Source organism: Gordonia sp. 'Campus' (assembly GCF_022206305.1).
In the GTDB taxonomy this organism is placed as follows: Bacteria; Actinomycetota; Actinomycetes; order Mycobacteriales; family Mycobacteriaceae; genus Gordonia.
In genome coordinates, this window is sequence record NZ_JAKOIW010000003.1 from 218,853 (window position 1) to 243,466 (window position 24,614).

Consider the following 24,614-nt stretch of genomic DNA (forward strand, 5'->3'; position numbering starts at 1 on the left):
TCTGCGGGCTGCGCAACGGTCCGAGAATGGCGATCCACAGTGGTCGGCCGGCAGTGAGCTCGACCCGGCGATCGTCCGGAGTCTGCAGAAATTCCAGGTGGGCGAGAGTGGTGACGGGGCGCATCTGATCGCCAACGCGGCCGCCGCGGGCGACCGCGATTACGAGGCCGCCGTGCGACTCTTCGTCGCGGAGGAACAGAACCACGCGCGAATGCTGGCGCTGTTGCTGGACGCCGGTGGGGCGCAGACGAAACGTTGGCACTGGTCTGACAGCGTCTTCGTACGCCTTCGGCGACTGCTGGGGCTGCGGCTCGAACTGATGATTCTGACCATCGCCGAGGTTGTCGCGTTGCGCTACTACCGTGCGCTGGCCGACGGCGGAGGCGATCGGCTTCTGGTCGACGTGTCCGAACGCATTCTCGCTGACGAGGTGCATCACGTTCCGTTTCAGACCAGGCGCCTTCGCCTCGGCTTCCGTGACACGTCAGCGCCGGCGCGGTTCGCGATCAGGCAGATCTGGCGTGCCATGGCGGCGGCCGTGATCGTTGTCGTCGCGCTCGACCACGGTCGGGCCGTGTGCGTGTGCGGAGTGTCGCGGCGCGAGTTCGTCATCACCACCATGCGAATTTTCGACGACACCGCGGCAGAGGTGTTCTCCTAGGACCCCGCCCCATGTAGCGGTGGTCAGGTATCGCGGTGCCGGCGTTGCATCTCCGCTTCCCGGCGCTGCTCCTCCGCTCGCCGGCGGCACTGACGCAAGAACTCGGCATCGGCGACGGGGTCCTGCGGCACGAACCTGCCCGGCCGGTCGTATTCGGGAAATTCTGACACCACCGCCCGCGACGCCCGGCGCTCTCCCGGACCGCGTCGCGCGCGGCCTCGCCGCCGAGCACGGGGACGGCCGAAGAGCAGCCACACCACCGTCCCGACGATCGGCACCACGATCACCACCAGCAGCCATCCCCACCGGGGCAGCAACCGCACACCGGTGTCGTCGCGGCACAATACATCGATCAACCCGATCACCCACGCCAGCAGGATCAGACCCACGATCACCGAGGAATAGGGCAACGCCGGGCTACCGATCAGCATCAGATCCGACAACACCGCTTGCGCACCACCTTCGCTTCGAACCAGCGTCGACCTCCGCGCATGGTTTCACGTCCGAAACCGAACGGATAGACACCGTTCGAAGGAACACTCGCGCAGGCCAGAAGCGATTCCAGCCGAGTCGCACGCATTCAGCGGTCGACGAAGGCGTCGCACGCGTTTGATCGAGCAGTTATTCCCTCGGTCACGAGTTACCGTGACCGCTGCGAACAACGAGAACAGGTTCTAGTTCGGTGTAAGGTTGCTTCCATGTCGCGCATAGGTGACTTCGAACCGGACGATCTGATCGGGTGGATGGAACTCTCGCCGGTGATCGGTGCAGCCCTCGGCGGATACGCCGACGCCGTTTACCGCGGTCAGCTCAACCCACGAGTCCGCGAGATCGCGCGCATGACAGTCGCTTTCGACAACGAGTGTGAGGTCTGCCGTAACACTCGATTGGCCGACGGCGAGGCGGCCGGCCTCGACGAGGAGTTCTACGAACACGCCGGTGAGTGGCGCACCTGGGATGGGTACTCGGCGGCGGAGCGGCTCGCTGCCGAATTCGCCTACCGATTCGCGAAAGACCATGTAAGCCTTCGCGAGGATGACGAGTTCTGGGCACGCGCGCACGCGTTGTTCAGCGACGAGGAGATCACAGACCTCACGTTGTCATGCGCTCTGTGGCTCGGGCAGGGACGAGCCCTGCGCGTCCTCGACGTCGGTCAGGCGTGCCGACTCACGCTGTGAGCCCAGCCGCAATACGTTCGATACGCGGCAATGCGACGGCCAGGACGGGCAGGTAGGCTGCCGCCCACACCGGCGCTCCGAAGCTGAGGACGCAACCACCGGCGACCGGAATCACCTCATGTCGCGTCGCATTCACCCCTGCCACCTTCCATGCCCACGACCGTCCCTCGACGAACTCGGTGATCTCGAAGGGCAGGGGCACCCCCGCGAGAGTCGTGACGGTTCCGCGCGCCCCGGACGTCACCCGGAAGCCTCCATCCACACGTGCACCCGTGACGGTGGGCCCCCATCTCGGCCACACGCGCACATCGACGATGGTCGCCCATACCGCTTCGACGGGCAGGCTCATGCGCAATTCGGCTGTCGGCATGCCGTGTCGAAACGAAGTGCGAACCCGCAGCGTCGACCTCACCAGTTGCGACGCCGCAAGACGATTCATCGCCCGGACCAACTCGAGAGCGGCGTTTCTCCCCACCCTGGATGTGTGGGACCACTGTGGTCGAGCGAGTGACGCAGCATCACCCCATCGTCGCAGAACATCGTCGGTCCGGCACTGATGAATGCAACCGAGATTGCACAGACTGCTACCCCATTGAGCCTTCGCAGCGTTCGGTCAGGCTCAGGGAGCCTGCTTCCACCACGCGATGACATACAGGGTGAGCGACGCGACGAGTCCGCCGAGAACCCACAGCATCACCGTGTAATCGACCCACGACCCGAACGGAGGCGTACCAGGGAAGATGTTGCGCAGGGGCAGCACCGCAAACAGCATCACCGCGAACCAGGTGACCATCGGAGGCTGAAACGCCTTGCGGCGTCGAACAGTTTGTATCGAGACGAACAGCGTGCAAACCGGCAGGACGACCAGCATCACGCAGAGCGCGAGATCGAACGTCAGGGATCCGGCCGTCCGCGACGACGTGATCGTGAAGGCATTCCCACCGACAGCGCTGGTATCCCCGGCGTTGACGTCCCAGCCGATGAGCGAGTTGGTGAACGCAACCTCAGTCGGCACCTCGGCCTCGTTCGGACCGTACGCCTGCACCGTGACCGACTCCGATACATAGGTGTCGAACGGCCAGTGCCTGATGTCGCCGTCGCTGTACAACGACACCGGCAGGACACCTGGCCGAGTACCTGCGTTGAACGTGAGTTCGGTGGCCGAAACCATCGGTGAGACGTCGACGGTCAGATCCTCCTTGAGCTCTCCTCGAGCATCGACCAGATCACGACCGGGATAGATCGACACATTGCCGGCGATCTCGAACGCGGCACCGTTGACTGCATTGATGTCGAGGTACACCAAGACTTCGTTGGCCGCCGGTTTCCGTGGATCTGAACCGTCGCCGGAATCGCCTGCGGCATAGGCCACCAGCACAGCGATGTAGACGACCAGGACGCCGACGACAACAGCTACACCCTTGACCCACGCCGGCTTACCGGTTTCCGCCATACGCCATCCTCACCGTTCGGCGGCCGTGAACTGGCGCCGGCTGACGGTGAGTGTATCGGCCGAAGCCCAGATTGGACGACCGATGTGGAGACTGGCGTCGCGTTTCGTCCTCGTTATGGTGTTTTGTCGAGCGGCAGCTCTGAAAGGTCGATACTCGCGCCTCGCTGTGACACAAAATCGGGTGCGCCACTGACTTGGAAAGTTTATGTTTCACCGACGCAACAGTTCCCGCTAACACTCGAATCCACACGAACGAGGAAAGACCACGCATCTCATGCAGCCGGATAGCCACCCGGACGATCGGCGTCCGACACATGCCGATGGACCGATCGACCTGGTTGTGGACGATCATCTGTTCCAAGTGACGGTTCGGGACGACGGCGGGTGCAATTACTCCTGGACCTCCGGGCTCAATCCCGGGTACGGCTTCAGCTCGAGCGCTCCTCGGTGTGCCTGGCGGAGTGACGACGGACTTCCGCCCGCCCCACTGCCTCTCCCCGTGCCAACGATCGGCCGGCATCGCCAAGCGATCCGCGACTTCTTGGCCGGCATCGACCCACGGACCGGCTACCTCAGTGAAACCGACTAGCTCTGGAGAGACCCTTCCCGAGTCCATTGCTTGTACGAGCGCCCGACGTCGGATCGACTCGAACGTCGACGAGACCGGGCTTCTCGTCCACGCAACCAGTAGTCGTTCTGATCTAGGGTGAACGGATGGCGCCGAACGTCCAACTCGTCGAGCGAGTCCGCTCGCTGATGAAAGCCGAAGCACCTGAGGAGAAGTCCATGTTCGGCGGGCTCGCATTCCTCATCGCCGGGCACATGACGGTCGCAGTAGGCGACGGCGGCCTTCTCGCGCGGATAGACCCTGACGCCGACTGGCCCACGCGCGATCCGCGGGCCGGCGAAGCGATGCCCGGTCGGCCCATGCGCAACTGGCGCACGTTCGATGTCGATGCCGACACCGAAGACTTGCCCGAGCTCGTCGCCCACGCCGTGCAACAAGTCCGCGCTCTACCGCCGAAAGCCTGATCGGATCAGCTGTGTCGCTGCGCAACGGTTGCCACGATGAGTGCGAGACACGCCAGTGGCGCCGCCGCGAAGAGTCCTCCGAATGCAGGAGCAGCCCGGACCAGTCCGATGACTGCTATCGCCATGTAGACGGCAATTACCGGCCGAGTGGATCAGACCTGACTCGTCGTCACTCTTCCCAGTGCGCTGTCTCCGCCGCCGCCTGGTGGGTCTGCCGAAGGAACTTCAAGACCATCGCGTCCGGATCCGGGGCCTGTCGAACGAGGTGGTACGGCAGCACATACTCCCCCAATGTGCTGTCCCACCGCGCGGGAGCCTCGACCGCCGGATGGGTGTCATACCCCTCGGGGTGCGGGTACGCGTAGGCGTAGAAGGCGCCTTCCTCGGCTCCCCCCGGCCAGTAACCGGCGCTCGAGACCTCGTCACTGTAGGCCTCGTGCATGACCCAGTCGGGACAGTTCGGAACGCCACCGGGATGCTGAGGAGCCGGACGACCCGAGAAGCGCGTGACGGCCAGATCGAATGCACCCCAGAAGAAATGGACTGGCGATGACTTGCCTCGAAACTCGCCGCGGAACATCGAGAAGACTCGCTGTGCGCTGACCAGCGACCGCCAGAACCGAGTCACGGCATCTGCGTCGTACGACGCGTGCGTGGTGTCGTCGGCGAAGGGGGTCGCGTCCGGCAATTCGACGGGTGTCGCGACGATGTCGATGTCGAACCCGAGGTCACTGAGGTGGCGCGTGTACTCGGCGTAGAAGTCGGCGACGGTGCGCGGTTCGAGCGCCATCCGACGACTGCTGCCATCGGTGACGAGAAACAGGAGCTCGTGCTCGAGGAAATCGAAGCGGATCTCGAGACCGCGGTTCCCGACGGCCATCAACGAAGTGGTGAGTCCTCTCGCGTCGACATACAACGCCACCCCCCACCAGTGGTTGACCTCCGGACCGAGCGCGAGACGAGTCTTCCCGACGATCTGGGTCCACAGCTGCAGCGTGTCCCTGGTGTCGATCCACGACTCGACCGATAGCGCAGGCCACGCCTCGTAAGAAGTTTCCATGCCCTCATGATCCATGACGCGTCAACTCAGGCCGGGCTCCGACGAGGCCGGGCGATGAGCCGACTGACGTTGGAAGCTTTCGCCGGACCCTCGCGTTCGCAGAGGTATGTCGACGCCAGCCAACTCTTTCGACCCCGCTCTCGAGTCCATCGTGGCCGACCATCAGGAGTCCATCCTGATCACGATTCGACGCGACGGCCGCCCGCAGTCCTCGAACGTCATCCACCTCTGGGAGCCGGAGACGTCCTCGGCGCTGATCTCGGTGACCGCGACCCGAGCCAAGTCCCGCAACGTCGAGCGTGACCCCCGGGTCAGCCTGCACGTGCTGGGCGACGGCTTCTTCTCCGCATATGCCGTGGCAGAGGGCATGGGCGAACTGAGTCCCGTCGCCGAGCACCCCACCGACGCAACCGTCGACACGCTCGTCGACTGGTACCGCCGGTTTCGCGGCGAGGACCACCCGGACTGGGATGACTACCGCGCCGCGATGGTTCAGGAGCAGCGACGTCTGTTGCGGGTTCGGGTCGAACGGCTATACGGCATGACCCGCCTGCCGCGCTGAACCGCAGCCGAGTCGGTCAGCCACCTGGGACTCACACCTCGGCGACGCAGACCACCAGTTTGCGTTCGTCGTAGCTGAAGTACTGCGTCGTGCTGTCCGGGCATTGATTCTCGTCAGTTGTGGCGGTCAAGATCTCGAGAACCTTCACGGTGTCGGGCTTACCGGGCGTGCACGGGCTGTGCGTCGGACTGTCGTTGCCCGTGGGAATTGTCATGCACTCGCCCGGCACCCAGTCGATGTCCAGACAGAGCGCGCCCTGCTCACGACCGGCCACGGTGACGTAATAAGTCTGGTCGACGTCCGACGCGCAGCCGTCCTGGGTGGGCGCCTTCGCGACGACCTTGTAGTTGGCCTCGTTGCTACCGCAGACGGCGTGGTCGATGTTCGCGTCCAGCATGGTTCCCGACAAGGTCACGCAGTCACCGATCTTCGCGTGGAAGTCGACGTCCCCGCCCTCGTCGGCCCCGTTCTGCCCGACGACCGCCGAGGTCGCCGAGCTCAGTGATGCACTCGACGGCGGCACCACTGTGCCACCGTCATCACTGCCACACCCGGACAACACCGCGATCGCACATCCCGCGATCCCGATCAGGCTCGCCAACCTCACCCGTGCCGACACTTCCACCCACCCCTGCCATCTCTCGCGGTACACGTCGGCACGTGCAGCACTCACGAGCGCACTCGGCCGATAGGACGAAGTCGAATGTTGCCCGGGACTGTGCACTCCTGGCAACCAGGACATTCGATCAACCGACCCACCCGGACCGACACGTCCGAGCCGATCGACCGTTGCGCCACCCCCTCTTTTCTGACAACATACGTTCTCAGTTGAAGGGGGAGGCGAGTGGGAGCTCCGGTGATCCGCTGTTCTGGTGTTTGCGCGCAGGACTGCCGCAATGGCGAGTGCCAGCCCGACCTGACCGCCGGTACCGCTCCCGAGACCGTTACTCCCCCATGTTCGTCCAACCCCGAGGCCTGGTTCCCCGATCAGGCTGCCGACGTACGTAGCGCGGCGAGCCGACATGCGCTCGACCGGTGTATCCGCTGCCCGATCCGATCACACTGTGCCCGTCTCGCCCTCGACGGCTCCAGCTTCGTCACCGGGATCTGGGCCGGCGTCTACATCCCACCCGCGGGCAAGCAGCACTCCGCGCGAGCACATGCCCTGCGGCGGTTGCAGAGCGTCGGCTATCCCGAAGAGGCTGCGTCCTGACGCGGCGGTAGCTTTTCTCGCGGAAGGTCGTCGTTCTGCGTCCGTCTCTGTCAGTGTGGTTTGTAGGCGAATTCGGTGAACCAACCGATTTGGCACAGACGACAAATGCAGGCGGCAGCAAATGACAAGAATCTGGTGCATTCTCTCGACCTTTCTGCTTGCGGTCGGCCTGGCGAGTTGGACGTCGGCGACCACATATGCGATACCCGGCCCCGGCGGTGCGACCGTTCTCACGCTGGACCCGGCATTTCGATCACTGCCGACGAACTGGCTGCGAGGCGAGCTGTTCGCGGCCCCGAACGAGGTCGTCAAGGTGCCCTACAACAACTTTCCCGGCGCGACCAATACACACCGAGGGCGCGACAAACTCAACGAGATGCTGCACGCCATTCCCGGGCGGAAGATCGTGGTGGGCCACAGTCAGGGCGCTCAGGTCCAAGACGATTGGTTGCGCACCTACGGACCCACGAGCGACATCGACCCAGCGATGGTGACCTTTGTGCTCACCGGAGACCTGGAGAGCAAGTACAACGGCTGCGCCAACCAGGGCGGTTGCCGAGCAGACTACGGCGGCAACAACTTTCCCGATGACACTCGATACACCGTCAAAGTCGTCGCACGTCAATACGACTACTGGGCCGACGCGCCGAATCGCGACCGTCTGAACGACGCAGCCGAGCGGAATCACACCGCGTCGAATTCATTCGGCGGCCGCGGAGAGGGTCGTCCGGTACACAACGACTACAGCATGATCGGTCTCAACGATCCCGCCAACAAAACGTTCGTCGAGGGCAATGCCACCTACATTCTCGGCGCCCCCGCGACCTACTACCTACCCATGGTGTCCCAGATGTGGACGACCGCGGCACGCAAAGAGGCCGAAGACGCGCGGCTCCGCCCCGAAGTCGAAAGGGCATATGCCCGCCCGATGGGTGCTCCCCCGGCACCGCCCGTCGGGAATTGAGCTCCACCATGCAAGAGCCGATTTCCGAAACGATCCCGCCGTAGGATCACCCCGATTACCATCGAATTCGACCCCGTGACACCGTGACGGAACGGAACCGGCGTGAAGAAGACATTGAACTCCCTGTCCGAGAGCGAGTACGTACTGGTCCGAGAGACCAAGAAGTCACAGATGGCCGGCCTCGACGAAGACGGTCTCATCGATCTGCATTCTCGAATCCGACGGGCCCGCAACAAGTACGTCACCCTGTACCGCCGCGCGGGCGCAGAGAAGGTGAAATCCAAGGGCGGCCGTGGCAGTGCGAAAGCCGCCAACGTGCGCAACGCCGCGAAGGCGGAGGTGTTCGAGGACGCCCTCAGCCGAGTGAGTCGACGACTCGCGCGCGTGTCCCGCGACGCCGCACTGGAACTGAAGGCCGAAAGGCTTGCTCGTGCCCGGACCGAAGCCCCCGACCTCGGCGGCGGGGCCTCGGGAGACGGCAAGGTGACGTCTGCCGGACGTGCACGCGTCGACACGACGCGTGAGTCCTCGGGCCGAAAGAAGTACGAAGCTTCGACGATCGCCAAAGGCGCACGGCGGCAGGCCAAAAAGGATCGCCGCCACGATTCCTAGCCGGCCGCCACGGTCAGCAGCACTCCGCGCCCACATCCAGGACCTCGCACAACGCTCGAAGCGCCAGAGGGCGCGCCCGGTAGTACACGTTCATGCCACGACGGTCGGGTGCAACCATCCCGGCTTTTCGGAGCTGACCCAGATGATGACTGGTCGTCGCGTCGGTCAGCCCGACGGAGGCAGCGAGATCACAGGTACAGATGCCGTCCCCGCCGGCATCGGCGAACAGGATGGACAGCAGCCTGATCCGGACGGGGTCGGCAATTGCCTTGAGCCGCAGCGCGATCTGTAGCGCAGCCTCCTCGTCGAGCGGAGCGGCCGACACCGGTTCGCAACAGATGGGTGCACTGATGTCGACCACCGGCAATGTCTTGGGCATGACTGTCAGAGTACCCACACTATTGACATATGTCGAAAAGGTGCGCACTCTGGTCGTGCCAGTAATTCGACATATATCTCACAGGCAGAAGGTGGTCCGGCCATGTCTCGTCTACAGCTCGCCCTCAACGTCGACGATCTCGACAGCGCAGTGATGTTCTACTCGGCGTTGTTCGGAATCGCGCCCGCGAAACGCAAGCCCGGGTACGCGAACTTCGCGGTCACCGAGCCGCCGCTGAAGCTGGTGCTGCTGGAGAATCCCGGCCGCGGGGGCACCATCAACCACCTCGGAGTCGAGGTCGAGTCCTCTGAGCGGGTGCATGCCGAGATTGCTCGCCTCTCAGAGGAAGGCCTCATCACCGATGAGGAGATCGGGGCGACGTGCTGCTACGCCACCCAGGACAAGGTCTGGGTCACCGGACCAGGAGACGAGAAGTGGGAGATCTACACCGTCCTCGCAGACTCGGACACGTTCGGCACCGGACCGAAATCGTCGGCACACGCCGCTCCGACGGACGAGGCCAAGGGCTGCTGTGGCGACGCACGTGACATTGCGAACGCGTGCTGCTGACGCCGCCCGCATACGGATCAGCTCGTCGTCCGTAGCGGCCGTCGGTCAGCGCTCAGCCGGCGCTCGTCACGACGAGCGACGCAGGTGCAGCACCGGGAAGGGTCGCCCATCGGCATCGACGGGCGACCTTGCGATCTGGCTGAATCCGCGCCTCCGGTAGAACGCCACCGCCCCCGGGTTCTGTTCGTTCACATCGACGTCGATCACGTGGGCGTCATCGACCGCACGGGCCAGCAACGCGGAACCAATACCCTCACCGTGCACCACCGGGTCGACGAACAGCATCTCCAGGCGACCGTCGGCGGTGCCGCTGAATCCCACGACGACACCGTCGCTCTCGGCGACCATCATGTCGACCGAGGGAAAGAACTCTGTCGCCATGCGGCTCGCGTAGTGCTCGACGTCGTCCGGGCCGAGGAAGTGATGCGTCGCCTCGACCGCAGCGCGCCAGACGGCGACGAGCCGCTCGGTGTCCCCGGCCTCGGCCCGTCGGACGATCACGTCAGCCATGCTCGGCCACCGCTCGAGCTGCGCGCTCAGTACCGCGAGAAAGCATGGAGCGCACAGTAGTTGGAGTGGGTGCGACAGGCAACCCGGTTCGTCCCGCACCGCGGGCGATGGAGTCGGCCACTCGGTTCATCGGATGACATACGGGTCGATCTCGGTTTTCCTCGTGCGGTCCCGGTCGTCGACGCACCATCATGGTTCCAGACGAGATCGCGTCCGCACCCGAGGACGCGTCGACAACGAACGGGGTTGTGCGCATGCTCGAGATTCGCGGCCTGTCCAATGAGACGGTGGTTCTGGATGGTGAGTGGTTCGAGAAGCTCCGGGGCGGCACGTCGAAGACCCGGCTCCCGGCATCGTCGTTCGTCTCCGCGGATGTGCAGGACATCGACCGACGGAAGAAGCTCTTCGGCAGCGAACGCGAGCAGCTGCTGCAGGTGACCTTCAGCTTCGACCGTCCACCGTTCGTCGGCCTGATGACGTCGGCGGACAATCGAAGCAAGGTCGAAGCACTGATCGCCGGACTCGAGGCCGCCCGCGACGCCAACTGAGACCTAGGCGGGGCCGGCCTCTTCGCCACCGCGCGCGCGGTCCGGCACAGAGTTCTCGGTGCGTCGCTGCTGCGCGCGTATCAGCTCGAGCAGTAGCCGTCGCAGTTGCGGCTCCGACTCCCCGATGGCCGCGATCAGGTCGGGATCGGACCGCTCGCGTTCGAGTAGTGCGTGATACACATCCGTTCCCGCCTGCGTCGCGCTCACATACTTGCGACGCTCATCACGCGAATCCACCTGCCGAAGCACATAACCCATACGTTCCAGCCGCTCGATGGTGCGGCTGGCCGTCTGATCGGTGACTCGTGCGTGCTTGGCGATCTCCCGCTGAGTCGCCGGGCCGGTCGACAGGACGTGCAGCACGACGAGACCGGCGCTGGAGATGTCGTACTCCCGCAGCACACCTTCCCAGGCGTGCTCGACCATCCGCGCCGCGGCCGACAAGAGGCGACCTGTCGGCCACCCATCCATCCCGTCGTTCATCTGACCTGCCGATTCCTTCTACTGCCCGACGCCGACTTGCATTTGTTCAGCCTGCTGAACATCATGGTGCTGTCCGACGCCTGCCGCGAACAAGGAACGGAAGTCCTGTGAACTCACGCACCTCAGACCGACGCGTCAGTCGTCTGCGATGGATTCTGCCAGCACTGTTGATCATCGGTTGGCTGGCGGTGGGCGCTACGGGCGGACCGTTTGCCGGCAAACTCGGCGATGTGCAGGCCAACGACAACACGTCGTTCCTGCCGGCATCCGCAGAAGCGACCGAAGTGTCTCGTCTCGAAGCGGACTTCGTGAACTCCACCCAGATCCCCGCCGTCGTCGTCGCCGAGCGTGGGTCCGGGATCACCGACGCCGACCTCGCGTTCGTCGCCGATGCCGTCGCCGAGGTGGCGGGCACCTCCGGCATCGCCGAGCAGACGTCCCCACCCATCCGCTCCCAGGACGGCCAGGCGATCCAGATGATCGTGCCGGTCGACTCGGCCGGTGAGGTGTCGGAGAGCGTCGAAGCATTGCGCGAACCGCTGTCGTCCGGTGCGCCGGCGGGACTCTCGGTGTTCGTCACGGGACCTGCCGGTACCGCCGGGGACCTGACCACCGCCTTCGGCGGGATCGACGGTCTCCTCCTGCTGGTCGCAGGCGCGGTGGTGATCTTGATCCTCATCGTCGTCTACCGCAGTCCGATCCTGCCGTTCGTCGTGATCGTCTCGGCCGTGTTCGCACTCGGCCTGGCCAGTCTCCTCGTCTACGTCCTGGCGTCGAACGACATCATCACCCTGAACGGCCAGAGCCAGGGCATCCTGTTCATCCTGGTGTTCGGCGCCGCAACGGATTACGCCCTTCTCCTGGTATCCCGGTATCGCGAGGAGCTCCGGCTCACCGACGACAAGTACCGGGCGATGAAGTCGGCATGGCGGGCCACGTTGGAGCCGGTTGCCGCTTCCGCGGGAACCGTCATCGCGGGCGTCCTGTGTCTGCTGCTGTCCGACCTCAACTCCAACCGGGGACTCGGTCCGGTCGCCGCGATCGGTATCGCCGCGTCGTTCCTCGCCTCGATGACCTTCCTGCCCGCGGCCCTCACCCTGCTGGGCCGCACCGCGTTCTGGCCGAAACGACCCGTCGTCGATGCCGAATCCGCGCGACGCGACGACGGTCATCGATTCTGGGGTGCGCTGGCGTCCCGTATCGGTCGGCACCCCCGCCGGTTCTGGGTGGCGACCACCCTCCTTCTCGTCCTGTTCGCTCTGTTCCTCCCCCAGTTCCGTGCCGACGGTGTCGCACAGTCCGACACCTTCCTGCTCCCGGTGGAATCCCAGGAAGGGCAGCGGGTCCTGACCGCACACTTCGACGCCGGGGATGGTTCGCCGGCCGTCATCATCGCCAACGACGATGCGCTGCAGCAGGTCCGGTCCGCAGCCACCGGCGTCGAGGGAGTCGCAGAGGTCGCCCCGGTCGTCGAGCGCAACGGTGCCCCCACGACCGTCGACGGTCGAATCGCCCTGCAGGCCACCCTGACCGATCCCGCCGACTCGCTGGCCGCCGAGGAGACCATCGAACGGCTACGCAGCGCGGTCCGCGGCGTCGACGGCGCCGACGCACTGGTGGGCGGCCCGACGGCCGTCGACCTCGACACCAAGACGACGGCGATTCACGACCGCAACCTGATCATCCCGATCGTCAGCCTCGTGGTGCTCCTGATCCTGTGTGCGCTGCTGCGCTCCATCGTCGCACCGGTGTTGCTCATGGCCACCGTGATCCTGTCCTTCGCTGCGACACTGGGCATCTCGTCGATCGTCTTCAATCACATCCTGGGATTCCCGGGCGCGGACCCGGTCGTCCCGCTGTTCGCGTTCGTCTTCCTCGTCGCGCTCGGCATCGACTACAACATCTTCCTGATGACCAGGGTTCGAGAAGAGGCCCTCCGGATCGGTACACGTCGAGGCGTGCTCCGCGGACTCACGGTCACCGGAGGTGTCATCACCTCCGCGGGTGTCGTTCTCGCCGCCACGTTCTCGGCATTGGCGGTCATCCCGTTGATCTTCCTGGCGCAGATCGCCTTCATCGTCGCATTCGGGGTGCTGCTCGACGCCCTCATCGTCCGGACGCTCCTGGTCCCCGCGCTCGTCTATGACATCGGCCGTCCCGTCTGGTGGCCCAGTGCACTCGCGAAGCGGGGCGACGAGCCGGAGCAGGAGGCAACGACCGAAGCCACGACGGAGGAGGAGCAGCCCCGGGTGTGAGGCAAGCTCGGGGCCCCGACGCATTAGGTCAGGTCTCGGTCGCCTCGACAGGGCTCCGGCGTCGCCGGACCACCCCGGTAGCCACACCGATGACGGCACCGACGGCGAGCACGATCGCCGAGGCGTAGGGCAGCGCATTGTCGACCGCACCCACGACGAGCACGACCGGAATGACCAACGCGGGCCACGGGATCACAGTCTTCCAGTTGCCGGAGCTCCACCCGAGAATCGAGCAGACCCCGACGGTGAAGAGAGCGATCCCGCCGCACAGGATCCATCGGCCGGCCGGCTCCAGCTCGCCGATCGGGTGGATCACGTACTGCTCGATGCCCACTCCCAGGAGCGCGGCACCCAGGGTGAGCGGCAGGTGACCGTAGATGTACCCGTCGGCCCGCCCACTGCCCACTGCACTGTCGTCCTCCTGGATCTCGACCTTGGCCTCGGCCCCACCGATGTCGAAGTACATCCACCAGACGGAGGCGGCGATCGTGAACCCCAGGGCCGCCACCGCGGTCGACGACCACGCCCAGTGACTGTCTTTCATGCCGAGCACGATGGCCGAGATCGACTCGCCGAGAACCAAGATGACGAACAGGCCGAAGCGCTCCGGAAGGTGTTCGAGGTGAAGCGGCACGTCCGGGCCCCAGCGCGTCGCGGCGAAGGGCGCCACCGCCTCCACGAGAATGCCCGCCGCCCACAGGATGTACGTGACCGGTGACGGCGTGAAGAGCGAGACCGTCCAGATCAGCGCACTCACGATGGTCGCCGCCAGATAGATGTCAACCGTCACCCGCACCTCGACGATGTGCCGCCACGCCCGGAAGTACAACGCCGCCAGGATGATCCGGGTCGCGATGTAACCCACCCCGAACGCCACTGTGCCGTCACCCCCGATCGCGGTCGCGGCGCCCGCGGCCATCACCGCGACCGCGAATGTCGCGGCCAGCTTGAGGACCCGGTAGATCACGTCGTTGGTGTCGAATCGATTGGCGTACAGCGTGGTGGTCACCCATGACCACCACGTGACGACGAACAGTCCGGCGAACTCGCCGACGCCGCGCCAGCCCATGTTGTCCGTGAGCGCCAGAGCCAGCTGGTGGATGACCAGAACATAGGCGAGATCGAAGAACAACTCGAGCCTGGTGGCAGCCCGGTCCTCTTCCACTCGCAACCGGGGAGGCTCGATGAGGGGGGCTCGCTGGCCCGCCCCGCTCTCGTCCTCGGCGACCCGGACGTCGGCGGGTTCACCGGCGCCACCTGCGGCGTCGTCATGCCCGTCGTCCGGCGGCGACTCCGTACTCTCACCCATCATCGGCGTCCCATCCTCGACCTGGCGGTCTCGTCCGCGATCCGGCGTGCCCCGCGGGCGTGGCCGCGTCCGGGCGCTGCCTCGTCGGTGCACTCCGGTACCCCACCGCGGCAACCCCCAAACGGGAGGACGGCGCTGACGGAGGGGGCCGGGCACCACGCGGCCTAGGAGGCGAGCCGTTCGTAGATCGTGGTGTTGGCCAGACCGCCGGCCTCGCACATCGTCTGCAGCAGGTAGCGCCCGCCTCGCTGCTCGAGCGCGTGGAGACCGGTGGTGGCCAGCCGAGCGCCACTGGCCCCGAGGGGGTGCCCCAGAGCTATCGCGCCGCCGTGCACATTGACCTTGTCGAGATCGACACCGAACTCCTGAGACCACGCCAGCACGACCGGAGCGAACGCCTCGTTCACCTCGAACAGGTCGATGTCGCCGATGTCGAGGCCGCTGCGCGCGAGCGCCTTCCGCGTGGCGGGGATGATTCCGGTCAGCATCAGGAGCGGATCGTCGCCTGCGACCGCGATGGTGTGCACCCGCGCGCGTGGTCGCAGGCCGAGTTCAGCCGCCTTCTCCTCACTCATCACGAGGACCGCGGCCGAGCCGTCGCTGATCTGGCTGGCGTTGGCCGCCGTGATCTGCCAATTGATTTCCGGGAACCGCCGGGCCATCGCCTCGTCGTGGTAGGCGGGGCGCAGAGCACTCAGCGCATCGAGGGTGCTGCCGACACGGATCCCCTCGTCGGCATGCAGGCCGGCCACAGCCACTAACTCGTCGTCGAAGAGTCCGTTCTTCGCCGCAGTCGCGGCCCGCTCATGCGAACGCAGCGAGAACTCGTCCATCGCGCGCCGCGAGATGCCCCACCGGGCGGCGATCAGTTCGGCCGAGATGCCCTGTCCGACCAACCCTTCGGGGTATCGCTCGTCGAACGCCCGACCGTTGAGGTCGGCGGTACCGAATGCTGCCGATCCCATCGGGACCCGCGACATGGACTCGACGCCCGCGGCGACCACCACGTCGTAGGTGCCGGCGATGATGCCCTGCGCGGCGAATGCGATCGCCTGCTGCCCACTGCCACACTGCCGATCGACCGACACCCCGGGCACCGACTCGGGATACCCGGCCGCGAGCAGTGCGCGGCGGGCGATGTTGACGCTCTGCTCGCCCACCTGACTGACGACGCCGGTGATCACGTCGTCGATCACCCCGGGGTCGATCCCGGTACGGTCCACGATCGCCCGGAGGCTGTGCGCCAGCAGATCCACCGGGTGCACGTCGTGGAGCGCGCCGGTCGCCTTTCCCTTGCCGATGGGTGTCCGTACCGCGTCGACGATGACCGCAGACCTCATGACTGAACCTCCTCGTGACCGGTCGGTCTCGAGGACCGACCCGAACCGCGGCTGACTTTTGTCAGCCATAGTCAGATGTCTACGCTCTGACTATGGTCATGTCAAGTCAGGCTAGAATGGGCTCATGATGCACCTGAAGGGACCACTCGCCGAGCGGGACAGCTGGCAGGCGACCGGCTGTTCGATCGCCAAGGCGATCGACCTCATCGGGACCCGATCGGCCATCCTGATCCTCCGCGAGGCGTTTTACGGGGCAACCAGATTCGACCAGTTCAGTCGACGCGTCGGGATCACCGACGCAGTGGCGTCGGCCCGTCTCAAAGAGCTCACCGAGGCGGGAGTCTTCGTGAAGGCGCCCTACCGCGACGCGGGTCAGCGCGAACGGTACGAGTACCGGTTGACCGACATGGGCCGCGATCTGTTCCCGGTGGTGATGTCGTTGATGCAGTGGGGGAACAAGCACCTCCAGCCTGACGGCGCGCCCCTGACCCTGACCGACAGATCGCGCAACCCGGTGCATGTCGGTGTCGTCGCCGACCCGTCGACGATGCTCGCACCCGAAGACGTCGAGGTGCGCATCACCCGACCCCGAAGGCCGCACAAGGCGGCAGCGGGACACGAAGAGGCTGACGGGTGATCCTCCCGAAGGTGCTCGACCCCCGGTTGGTGACCATCCGACGCGGAGGGTCGCTCACCGACATCGACCATCACCTGCTCGCGCTGTGGGCGGCCGCCTGTGCGGAGCACGTACTGCCACTCTTCGAAGCCGTGCGCCCGGATGACCCCCGCCCGCGCGAGGCCCTCGCCGCCGTTCGTGGGTGGACGCGCGGTGAGATCAAGATGATGGACGCGCGCGCGGCAGGCGGGCACGCGATGGGGGCCGCGCGCGATCTCCGGGGAGCCGCGCGCTTCGCCGCCTATGCGTCAGGCCAGGCAGCGGTCACCGCGCACGTGGCCTCCCACGACCTCGGTGCGGCGGCGTACGCGATCAAAGCGGTCCGTGCCGCAACCACGGAGACTTCGAACTCCCGCGAGGCCGGCCGACGCGAATGCCGTTGGCAGCGAGACCAACTCCCGCCTGCGATACGGGACCTCGTGCTCGAGGACCAACAGCTCCGAAACGAGTTGTGCTGGTCGGTGTTCGACGACTGACAACGACCTCCCACCTGCGCGATTCGTTACCGGCCGCGTAGGCCTGCTAGTGTGGCAATCACGTTCACGCGGTGCTGTAACCCGCTTGTTGAGCCAGAGGCCGGGGCGCTTACAGGAACCCCCGGTCTTGTCCAAACTTCCACCTCACCCGTCGGCCCGGTTGATGCGAGGCCGCGTGGGGTATGCCCGCCACCATGACTCTTCATCGTGACGTCGTGCCCGGCATCCACCGCCTGGAGTACGCGCACACCAACCAGTATCTGGTCGAGAACGGGGATCGGCTGGTTCTCATCGACGCCGGCCTCCCCCGCTCATACCCGGCGCTGGTCTCCGCCATCCGCGAGCTGGGCCGCGACACCGACGCGGTCTCCGACCTGATCATCACGCACGGTCACTTCGACCATGTCGGCACCGCGCGTCGACTGGCGAAAGAGTGGCATCTGCCGGTTCACGTGCACGACGCCGATGCGTGGTTGGCGTCTCACCCCTATCGTTACGCACACCAGAACCTGACGCGTTTCGGTGTGCCGCTGCGCAACCCGCGATCACTGGCAGTGCTGGGACGGATGACGATCGCCGGCGCGCTCGCGGTCCGCGGCGTCGACCCGTCCACCATCACCCGATTCGGCGACGATGCCGTACTTCCCGGCGGCGCAGCGGTGATCGCGACGCCGGGACACACGTTCGGCCACGTGTCGCTGCACTTTCCCGAGCGGAATGCGGTCATCGCCGGAGACGCCCTGGTGACGCTCGACCCGTACACGGCCGCCACCGGACCGCGGATGATCGCCGGATCGGCAACCGCCGACCTGGAGCGTAACCGCTCGTCCCTCGACGCCCTCGCGGCCACCGGGGCGGACACGCTCCTGCCCGGGCACGGTGTGCCCTGGCATCACGGCGTGGCCGTGGCCGTCGAACGCGCGCGCGGCACCGACGGCTGACGGGTAGCGTCTGCGGCCACCGCGTCTACTGCCCGACGGGCCGGCACACCTAGGTGCCGGCCCGTCGATTCGTCCTCACAGTGAGGGCGGACAACTCATTTCGCTGCGGTACGACGCAGCTTCGTGTTGACGAACTCGCCCATTCCCCAACGCCCGAGTTCGCGTCCGTAGCCCGATCGCTTCACCCCGCCGAAGGGAAGACCGGGCAACGTCGTGCCGTGTTCGTTGACGTAGGCCATGCCGACCTCGAGTCGGTCCGCCACCTTCTCGGCTTTGGCGATGTCGTCGCTCCACACCGAGCCACTGAGGCCGAACTCGACATCATTGGCGAGGGCGACGGCCTCGTCGGCTGAGGCCACCCTGTAGATCATCGCGACCGGCCCGAAGATCTCCTCGGAGTAGGCGTCCATGTCAGGGGTGATGTCGGTCAGAACGGTCGGGGCGTAGAAGGCGCCGTCGCGGTCGAGTGGTTTTCCGCCGGTTCGCAGCGTGGCGCCCTGTTCCACCGCGGTGTCGACCTGCTCGGCCACCGTGTCACGCGCCGAGAGCGAGGACAACGGACCCATCCGCGTGGACGAGTCCGCGGGGTCGCCCACCGCGGTCGCCTCGAACTGCTTCACCACACCGTCGACGAACTCGTCGTACAGCTCGTCGATCACGATGAACCGCTTCGGCGAGTTGCACGCCTGCCCCGCGTTCGAGAGTCGCGCTCTTGCCGCGATGGTGGTGGTGCGCTCCATGTCGTCGGAATCGAGCAGGATGAACGGATCCGACCCGCCCAATTCGAGCACCGACTTCTTCAGGTTCTCGGCCGCGACCTTCGCCACGGCGGCGCCCGCCTTCTCGCTGCCGGTGAGTGACACACCACGAATCGCGTTGTGGGCCAGTAGCTCCGCGACCTGGTCACTACTCGCGTAGGTGTTGATGTACACGTCCTCGGGCACACCGGCGTCATGGAGGATGTCGGCCATGAGAGCGGACGACGCCGCACAGATCGAGGCGTGCTTGAGGATGACGGTGTTACCGGCGAGCAGGTTGGGGGCGACGAAGCGCGCCACCTGGTAGTAGGGATAGTTCCACGGCATCACCCCGACCAGTGGCCCGATCGGCGCGACCTGAACGAGGGATTCCTCCGCGCCCTGCGGATCGAGGGCCTCCGGGGCGAGTAGATCGGGGCCGTGCTCGGCGTACCAGCGGTAGATGTCGGCGGCCAGCTGCACCTCCCCCGCTGCCTCCTTCGCCGGCTTGCCCATCTCGGTGGTGATGACCGACGCGAGTTCCTCGGCCCGTTCCTCGTAGAGGTCGGCGGTCCGCGACAGCGTCGCCGCCCGCTCGGCGGGCGTGGTGCTCCGCCAGTCGTCGAACGCCGCCAGCGAGCGATCGGCGAGACCCGCGACCTCACTGTCCTGGAGGCCGGGGAATTCCTTCTCGGTCGTACCGGTGGTCGGATTCGCGGTCACATATGTGCTCACAGAGCACCTGCCTTCCTGTGTCGTTCGATCCCGAAAGTCGTTCGATCCCGACTGTGCGCAGCCCGGAGACGATCGGGTACCCGTGACCCGAGGCGACAAACACCGGCACCGTCCGCCGACGAGCACCTGGCCCGATCCGGCGATCGCGATGGCGTCGTCACCTCGGCCACCCACCAATCGTGGGTGGCCACTTTCCACGTCGTCACCGAACCTGTTCTAATGTGTCGGCGGCTCCGCGTCGGTCACCTCGACCGACCCGGTGACCGCCGACGTCGACCGTGGGGGCGTGTCGTCGGGCAGGGTCGTCGGAATGTGCTCCGAGGGGGAACAGAGCAGTGTCACGCTGGCAGAGGGCCGCCGGGCTCGGTTGCGCGTTGTTGATCGCCGTCGTCGTCGCGAGTGTGGCTGCGCCACAACCGTCGTCGGCAGCCCCGGCCGGTCTGAGCAAGTCGTCGCGTGTTCTCGCGGTCTCGTCGCTCACGCCCACTCGGGCGACCATGACCGTGTACTCGGCCGCGATGAAACGACCTGTTCGGGTGAGTGTGTTGTTGCCGCGCAATAGTTCCCGGCCGCGACCGACGCTCTATCTCCTCGACGGCATCGACGGTGGCGTCTACACCAACTACACCCAGAGCGGATGGACGTTTCAGACCGACATCGTGGAGTTCATGGCGGACAAGCACGTCAATGTCGTTCTGCCCATCGGCGGAACGGGGTCGTACTACACCGACTGGCGCAAGCTCGATCCCGTACTGGGACGGAACATGTGGGAGACCTTCCTCACCAAGGAGTTGCCGCCGCTCATCGACAAGCGCTTCCGCGGGAACGGCCGCAATGTCATCGGCGGGCTCTCGATGGGCGCACTCGGCGCGATGTCGATCGCCGTGCGCCATCCCGATCTCTATCGCGGCGCGGCCGCATTCAGCGGATGCCTCGACCAGGGGACCCCGGAATTCCGTCAGGCGACAGCCACATCGGTGACGACCCGGGGAGGTAACCCCGAGAACATGTGGGGTCCGCTCGCGCATGCGACCTGGGACGCCCACAATCCCGCCGACCATGTCGCCGCCCTGCGCGGCAAGCCTGTCTACGTCGCGGTCGGCAACGGCCTTCCCGATCCCGCACTCGGCGTGGCCGGTCTGGCCTCCCCGGTGGGTGGCGTTCTCGAGGGCGTCGTCGCGCGGTGCACGGACAGCTTCAAACGTCGCGCCGATCGCGCGGGGGTCGACATCACCTACGACTTCCGGACCGGTCTGCACTCCTGGGGTTACTGGAATCAGGACCTGCACCGCGCGTGGCCGACCATGGCGCGGGCGCTGAACATCCCCCGCTGACCGCCCGCCGCCGGTCGCTCTGTGCAACCGGCCGCCCACCGATTTTCTGTCGATCGATAGGGTGCGAGGGGGTGACACGCCGGAACCGTCGTGCACCTGCCCCAACCGCGAATCGGAGAAGGAAGTGGTCGCCACCGTGGCCGTGCTCGATGAGAAGATCAGTGATCTGTACGCGCAGGTTGTCGCGCGCAATCCCGGCGAGGCCGAGTTCCACCAGGCGGTGCGCGAGGTGTTCGACAGCCTGGGCCCGGTCCTGGCGAAGCATCCCCACTATGCCGACGCCGGCATCATCAAGCGCCTGACCGAACCCGAACGTCAGATCATCTTCCGCGTGCCGTGGGTCGACGACAACGGAGAAGTCCAGATCAACCGGGGATTCCGGGTCGAGTTCAACTCGGCACTGGGTCCGTACAAGGGTGGTCTGCGATTCCACCCCAGCGTCTACCTCGGAGTCGTGAAGTTCCTCGGTTTCGAGCAGATCTTCAAGAACGCACTCACCGGATTGCCCATCGGCGGCGGCAAGGGCGGGGCCGATTTCGACCCCAAGGGACGGTCGGACGGCGAGATCATGCGGTTCTGCCAGTCCTTCATGACCGAGCTGTACCGCCACATCGGCGAGTACACCGATGTCCCGGCCGGCGACATCGGTGTCGGCGGCCGCGAGATCGGTTACCTGTTCGGACAGTACAAGCGCATCACCAACCGGTACGAGTCCGGCGTCCTGACCGGTAAGGGACTCGCCTGGGGCGGTTCGCAGGTCCGCACCGAGGCCACCGGGTACGGCGTGGTGTTCTTCGTCCGCGACATGCTGGCCGCCGCCGACGACAAACTCGACGGCAAGACGGTCGTCGTGTCCGGGTCGGGCAACGTCGCCATCTACGCCATCGAGAAGGTGCACCAACTCGGCGGTCGCGTGATCGCCTGCTCGGATTCCAGTGGCTACGTCGTCGACGAGGGTGGCATCGACCTCGAACTCCTCAAAGAGATCAAGAACGTCCAACGCGGCCGCATCGCCGACTACGCCCGCGCGCGTCGTGAGACGGCCTCGTTCGTCGACTCGGGTTCACTGTGGAACGTTCCCGCCGACATCGCGATCCCGTGCGCAACGCAGAACGAGCTCAACGGTGTCGACGCCGCGCAGTTGATCAAGAACGGGTGCCGGATCGTCGCCGAGGGCGCCAACATGCCGACGACGCCCGAAGCAGTACGTCTTTTCACCGACGCGGGCGTCAGCTTCGCACCGGGCAAAGCCGCGAATGCGGGCGGCGTGGCGACCAGCGCACTCGAGATGCAGCAGAACGCCTCTCGGGATTCGTGGTCGTTCGCCCACACCGAGGACCGACTGTCCGAGATCATGTCCGGCATCCACGATCACTGTCTGCACACCGCGGATCATTATGGGGTGCCGGGCAATTACGCGACGGGGGCCAACATCGCGGCATTCACCCAGGTTGCCGACGCCATGCTGGCACTGGGGCTCATCTGAGCTCAGCCCGACTCGCCTGCGAGGACGCGGATATCGGCCACGTCGTACTCGGCCACGACCGCCGAGAGGATCGCCGCGCCCTGGTCCTCGCGGACACCGTCGCCGCGGAAGGCCTCGACAGCCGACTGCGACTCCCACCTCTCGAAGATGTTGATCCGGCACGGATCGACCGGGTCGGCGCTGATCGCGAAGTCCAGGCACCCGGGCGTGTGTCGCGCCGCCGACACCACCTCGACGCATCCGTCGAGGTAGGCGGCGCGACCGTCCGCGTCCACCTCGAGACTTCCGGCAACGATGACCATGTGATCCCTCTTTTCGTCGGTGACTCTCCCGTCGGCGCCCGATCGAGGTCGCCGCTCTCAGGGTTTCGACCATGCGAGGCGACGAGACTCATCGGTCCACCCGTCGTCGCGGACAAACGTCTCCACGCGGCCTAGGCTGATCGGATGGCACTGGTTCTGGGTCCTATCCTCCGGCACGTCGACGAGACATCCGCTCTCGTCTGGGTGCAGACCGAAGAACCGGCCGAGGTCGAGGTCCTCGAGCGCACTGCGCGCACCTTCGAGGTCAGTGGCCACCATTACGCACTCGTCGAGGTGACGGGGCTCGAGCCGGACACGGTCACCGAGTATCAGGTGCGAGTGAACGGCACGCTCGAGTGGCCGCTGCCGGAGTCCGACTTCCCACCCAGTGTCATCCGCACCCGCGGACCCGAGACGGCCGACAGGCACCGGTTCGTGTTCGGGTCCTGCCGGTATCCGCGGGCCGAGGACCCCGAGATCGACGAGAAGCTGGGCCTCGACGCCCTCGACTGCTACGCGATCCGAATGCGTGGGCTCCCGGTGGAGGAATGGCCCGACACGCTCATCCTGCTCGGCGATCAGGTGTACGCGGACGAATTGACCCCGCAGGTCAAGGAGTCACTGGCGTCGAGCCGGACGTCGACAACCGGTCCGTCCGACGAGGTCGTCGATTTCCAGGAGTACGAGGGGCTCTACCGACACACCTGGGGCGATCCGGAGATCCGGTGGATCCTGTCCACCGTCGCCACCGCGATGATCTTCGACGACCACGACATCCGCGATGACTGGAACACCTCGGACACCTGGCGACGGCAGATGAGTGAGAAGCCGTGGTGGCGCGACCGCATCCGCGCGGGCCTGGCGTCGTACTGGGTGTACCAACACCTCGGCAACCTCTCGCCCGCCGAGCTGGAGGACTCCGAGGACTATCGCCGCGTTCGCGAGATCGACGGGGACTGCTGGCCGTATCTCGTCGAGCTCGCCGACCGCGCCGATCACGAAACCGACGGCACCAAGGGGATCCGCTTCAGTTTCCGATGGGACCTCGGGGCCACCAGGCTCGTCATGATCGATTCGCGAAACGGTCGCATTCTCGCCGGCGGAACCCGGAAGATGTTGAGCGACACCGAGTTCGACTGGGTCGAGAAGCAGGTCGCCGACGATCTCGACAGCCTGGACCATCTGGTCCTCGGATCGTCTCTCCCGTGGCTGCTGCCGCCCGTCATCGGCGACGTGGAGACCATGAACGAGATCGGTGCCCGGCGTCGTGGGTTTCGCGGACGCCTTGCCGAGAAGATCCGGCAGGGCGCCGACCTCGAGCACTGGCCGGCGTTCTTCGACTCCTTCGTCCGCCTCAGCGACATGATCCGTGCCGTGGCCGATCGGGACTCGGGTCCCGCGACGGTCAGCGTGCTGTCCGGCGACGTCCACCACAGTTACGCGGCCCGTGCCGACTTCCCCGAGCCGACCCGCGCGGCCGTCCACCAGCTGGTGTGTTCGCCGGTCCACAACGAGATCCCGCCGTACATCAAGGTGGTCTTCCGAGTCGGGTGGTCGACTCGACTGGCCGCCGGGTTCCGGCGCTGGGTCCGCAGGCAGGGTTCTCCCGAGTTACCGGTGGCCTGGCACAACACTCTCGGGCCGCTGTTCGGCAACACCATCGCGATCCTGGCCGTCGACGGTCGTCGCGCTCAGGTGACCTTCGAGCAACCCGACCTCGACGGGACGCTGGGCCACGCGGGACATCTCGCGCTGACGCCGGACGTCGCGACGACCGGATGATGAAGGCATCGTCGCC

The 24,614-nt window shown here is 66.0% G+C and carries 28 protein-coding genes; 16 read left to right on the top strand and 12 right to left on the bottom strand.

Going from position 1 to position 24,614, the window contains the following annotated elements:
• Window positions 1–97 precede the first annotated feature (97 nt).
• Window positions 98–661 (top strand): ferritin-like domain-containing protein, encoded by a 564-nt coding sequence (locus tag MAY35_RS04705; protein WP_238419629.1) that lies wholly within the window; start codon window positions 98–100, stop codon window positions 659–661.
• A 23-nt stretch (window positions 662–684) separates the two neighbouring features.
• Here the strand turns inward: MAY35_RS04705 and MAY35_RS04710 are convergent, their stop codons facing one another.
• Complete coding sequence (locus MAY35_RS04710) at window positions 685–1,107, bottom strand: PLDc N-terminal domain-containing protein (RefSeq protein ID WP_308192437.1); 423 nt, start codon at window positions 1,105–1,107, stop codon at window positions 685–687.
• Window positions 1,108–1,359: 252 nt separating this feature from the next.
• Between MAY35_RS04710 and MAY35_RS04715 the strand changes: the two genes are divergently transcribed.
• Window positions 1,360–1,839, top strand: coding sequence for a carboxymuconolactone decarboxylase family protein (locus MAY35_RS04715; RefSeq protein WP_238419630.1), 480 nt, complete (start codon window positions 1,360–1,362; stop codon window positions 1,837–1,839).
• Here the strand turns inward: MAY35_RS04715 and MAY35_RS04720 are convergent.
• A complete protein-coding gene (locus tag MAY35_RS04720; RefSeq protein WP_238419631.1) occupies window positions 1,829–2,209 on the bottom strand; it encodes an SRPBCC family protein in 381 nt (126 codons plus the stop codon). The two genes, MAY35_RS04715 and MAY35_RS04720, sit on opposite strands and share 11 nt — an antisense overlap.
• A gap of 249 nt (window positions 2,210–2,458) precedes the next feature.
• Window positions 2,459–3,292, bottom strand: a complete 834-nt coding sequence (locus MAY35_RS04725) for a DUF4436 family protein (protein ID WP_238419632.1) — start codon at window positions 3,290–3,292, stop codon at window positions 2,459–2,461.
• 714 nt (window positions 3,293–4,006) lie between these two features.
• On the opposite strand from MAY35_RS04725, the gene MAY35_RS04730 reads away from it, so the two are divergent.
• Complete coding sequence (locus MAY35_RS04730; protein ID WP_238419633.1) at window positions 4,007–4,324, top strand: TfoX/Sxy family protein; 318 nt, start codon at window positions 4,007–4,009, stop codon at window positions 4,322–4,324.
• 169 nt (window positions 4,325–4,493) lie between these two features.
• Here the strand turns inward: MAY35_RS04730 and MAY35_RS04735 are convergent, their stop codons facing one another.
• Window positions 4,494–5,384 carry a DUF5996 family protein gene (locus MAY35_RS04735; protein ID WP_238419634.1) on the bottom strand — a complete coding sequence of 297 codons (891 nt, stop codon included), beginning with the start codon at window positions 5,382–5,384 and terminating at the stop codon, window positions 4,494–4,496.
• Window positions 5,385–5,490: 106 nt separating this feature from the next.
• Here MAY35_RS04735 and MAY35_RS04740 point away from each other — a divergent pair, with 106 nt between their 5' ends.
• Window positions 5,491–5,946, top strand: coding sequence for a TIGR03618 family F420-dependent PPOX class oxidoreductase (locus MAY35_RS04740; RefSeq protein WP_238419636.1), 456 nt, complete (start codon window positions 5,491–5,493; stop codon window positions 5,944–5,946).
• A gap of 31 nt (window positions 5,947–5,977) precedes the next feature.
• Here MAY35_RS04740 and MAY35_RS04745 read toward each other — a convergent pair whose 3' ends face one another.
• Window positions 5,978–6,619, bottom strand: a complete 642-nt coding sequence (locus MAY35_RS04745) for a hypothetical protein (RefSeq protein ID WP_238419638.1) — start codon at window positions 6,617–6,619, stop codon at window positions 5,978–5,980.
• A gap of 183 nt (window positions 6,620–6,802) precedes the next feature.
• Here MAY35_RS04745 and MAY35_RS04750 point away from each other — a divergent pair, with 183 nt between their 5' ends.
• The 3 genes from MAY35_RS04750 (at window position 6,803) to MAY35_RS04760 (ending at window position 8,735) form a co-directional block, all read left to right on the top strand.
• The gene (locus MAY35_RS04750) at window positions 6,803–7,159 is read left to right on the top strand and encodes a WhiB family transcriptional regulator (protein ID WP_238419639.1); all 357 of its coding nucleotides are present in this window, start codon (window positions 6,803–6,805) and stop codon (window positions 7,157–7,159) included.
• Between the two features lie 121 nt (window positions 7,160–7,280).
• A complete protein-coding gene (locus MAY35_RS04755; protein ID WP_238419641.1) occupies window positions 7,281–8,123 on the top strand; it encodes a PE-PPE domain-containing protein in 843 nt (280 codons plus the stop codon).
• Between the two features lie 102 nt (window positions 8,124–8,225).
• Window positions 8,226–8,735, top strand: a complete 510-nt coding sequence (locus MAY35_RS04760) for a hypothetical protein (RefSeq protein ID WP_238419642.1) — start codon at window positions 8,226–8,228, stop codon at window positions 8,733–8,735.
• Between the two features lie 13 nt (window positions 8,736–8,748).
• Here the strand turns inward: MAY35_RS04760 and MAY35_RS04765 are convergent, their stop codons facing one another.
• A complete protein-coding gene (locus MAY35_RS04765; RefSeq protein ID WP_238419643.1) occupies window positions 8,749–9,114 on the bottom strand; it encodes an Rv2640c family ArsR-like transcriptional regulator in 366 nt (121 codons plus the stop codon).
• 102 nt (window positions 9,115–9,216) lie between these two features.
• On the opposite strand from MAY35_RS04765, the gene MAY35_RS04770 reads away from it, so the two are divergent.
• On the top strand, window positions 9,217–9,684 hold the full coding sequence (locus tag MAY35_RS04770; protein WP_238419644.1) for an ArsI/CadI family heavy metal resistance metalloenzyme: 468 nt from the start codon (window positions 9,217–9,219) through the stop codon (window positions 9,682–9,684).
• 66 nt (window positions 9,685–9,750) lie between these two features.
• Here MAY35_RS04770 and MAY35_RS04775 read toward each other — a convergent pair whose 3' ends face one another.
• Window positions 9,751–10,194: a GNAT family N-acetyltransferase gene (locus tag MAY35_RS04775; protein ID WP_238419645.1), complete on the bottom strand. Its 444-nt coding sequence runs from the start codon at window positions 10,192–10,194 to the stop codon at window positions 9,751–9,753.
• A 254-nt stretch (window positions 10,195–10,448) separates the two neighbouring features.
• Between MAY35_RS04775 and MAY35_RS04780 the strand changes: the two genes are divergently transcribed.
• Window positions 10,449–10,742, top strand: coding sequence for a hypothetical protein (locus MAY35_RS04780; protein WP_238419646.1), 294 nt, complete (start codon window positions 10,449–10,451; stop codon window positions 10,740–10,742).
• A 3-nt stretch (window positions 10,743–10,745) separates the two neighbouring features.
• On the opposite strand, the gene MAY35_RS04785 is transcribed toward MAY35_RS04780, so the two are convergent.
• Window positions 10,746–11,225, bottom strand: coding sequence for a MarR family winged helix-turn-helix transcriptional regulator (locus MAY35_RS04785; protein WP_238419647.1), 480 nt, complete (start codon window positions 11,223–11,225; stop codon window positions 10,746–10,748).
• A gap of 107 nt (window positions 11,226–11,332) precedes the next feature.
• Between MAY35_RS04785 and MAY35_RS04790 the strand changes: the two genes are divergently transcribed.
• A complete protein-coding gene (locus tag MAY35_RS04790) occupies window positions 11,333–13,480 on the top strand; it encodes an MMPL family transporter (protein WP_238419648.1) in 2,148 nt (715 codons plus the stop codon).
• A gap of 28 nt (window positions 13,481–13,508) precedes the next feature.
• Here MAY35_RS04790 and MAY35_RS04795 read toward each other — a convergent pair whose 3' ends face one another.
• Window positions 13,509–14,789 (bottom strand): low temperature requirement protein A, encoded by a 1,281-nt coding sequence (locus MAY35_RS04795; protein WP_238419649.1) that lies wholly within the window; start codon window positions 14,787–14,789, stop codon window positions 13,509–13,511.
• A 164-nt stretch (window positions 14,790–14,953) separates the two neighbouring features.
• Entirely contained in the window at window positions 14,954–16,129 is a 1,176-nt protein-coding gene (locus MAY35_RS04800) for an acetyl-CoA C-acyltransferase (protein WP_238419651.1), read from the bottom strand.
• A 124-nt stretch (window positions 16,130–16,253) separates the two neighbouring features.
• On the opposite strand from MAY35_RS04800, the gene MAY35_RS04805 reads away from it, so the two are divergent.
• The 3 genes from MAY35_RS04805 to MAY35_RS04815 all read left to right on the top strand — a co-directional run bounded on the left by MAY35_RS04805 (window position 16,254) and on the right by MAY35_RS04815 (window position 18,222).
• On the top strand, window positions 16,254–16,766 hold the full coding sequence (locus MAY35_RS04805) for a helix-turn-helix domain-containing protein (protein WP_238419653.1): 513 nt from the start codon (window positions 16,254–16,256) through the stop codon (window positions 16,764–16,766).
• Complete coding sequence (locus MAY35_RS04810) at window positions 16,763–17,281, top strand: putative immunity protein (RefSeq protein ID WP_238419655.1); 519 nt, start codon at window positions 16,763–16,765, stop codon at window positions 17,279–17,281. Before MAY35_RS04805 ends, MAY35_RS04810 begins: the two co-directional genes overlap by 4 nt.
• A 194-nt stretch (window positions 17,282–17,475) precedes the next feature.
• Window positions 17,476–18,222, top strand: coding sequence for an MBL fold metallo-hydrolase (locus MAY35_RS04815; protein WP_238419656.1), 747 nt, complete (start codon window positions 17,476–17,478; stop codon window positions 18,220–18,222).
• Window positions 18,223–18,317: 95 nt separating this feature from the next.
• On the opposite strand, the gene MAY35_RS04820 is transcribed toward MAY35_RS04815, so the two are convergent.
• Window positions 18,318–19,694, bottom strand: coding sequence for an NAD-dependent succinate-semialdehyde dehydrogenase (locus tag MAY35_RS04820; RefSeq protein ID WP_238419657.1), 1,377 nt, complete (start codon window positions 19,692–19,694; stop codon window positions 18,318–18,320).
• 335 nt (window positions 19,695–20,029) lie between these two features.
• Between MAY35_RS04820 and MAY35_RS04825 the strand changes: the two genes are divergently transcribed.
• Both MAY35_RS04825 and gdhA read left to right on the top strand, forming a co-directional pair.
• Window positions 20,030–21,028, top strand: coding sequence for an alpha/beta hydrolase family protein (locus MAY35_RS04825; protein WP_238419658.1), 999 nt, complete (start codon window positions 20,030–20,032; stop codon window positions 21,026–21,028).
• A gap of 136 nt (window positions 21,029–21,164) precedes the next feature.
• A complete protein-coding gene (gdhA, locus tag MAY35_RS04830; protein WP_238419659.1) occupies window positions 21,165–22,514 on the top strand; it encodes an NADP-specific glutamate dehydrogenase in 1,350 nt (449 codons plus the stop codon).
• A 2-nt stretch (window positions 22,515–22,516) separates the two neighbouring features.
• On the opposite strand, the gene MAY35_RS04835 is transcribed toward gdhA, so the two are convergent.
• Window positions 22,517–22,816, bottom strand: coding sequence for a putative quinol monooxygenase (locus tag MAY35_RS04835; protein ID WP_238419660.1), 300 nt, complete (start codon window positions 22,814–22,816; stop codon window positions 22,517–22,519).
• A 144-nt stretch (window positions 22,817–22,960) separates the two neighbouring features.
• On the opposite strand from MAY35_RS04835, the gene MAY35_RS04840 reads away from it, so the two are divergent.
• A complete protein-coding gene (locus MAY35_RS04840) occupies window positions 22,961–24,598 on the top strand; it encodes an alkaline phosphatase D family protein (RefSeq protein ID WP_238419661.1) in 1,638 nt (545 codons plus the stop codon).
• Window positions 24,599–24,614 lie beyond the last annotated feature (16 nt).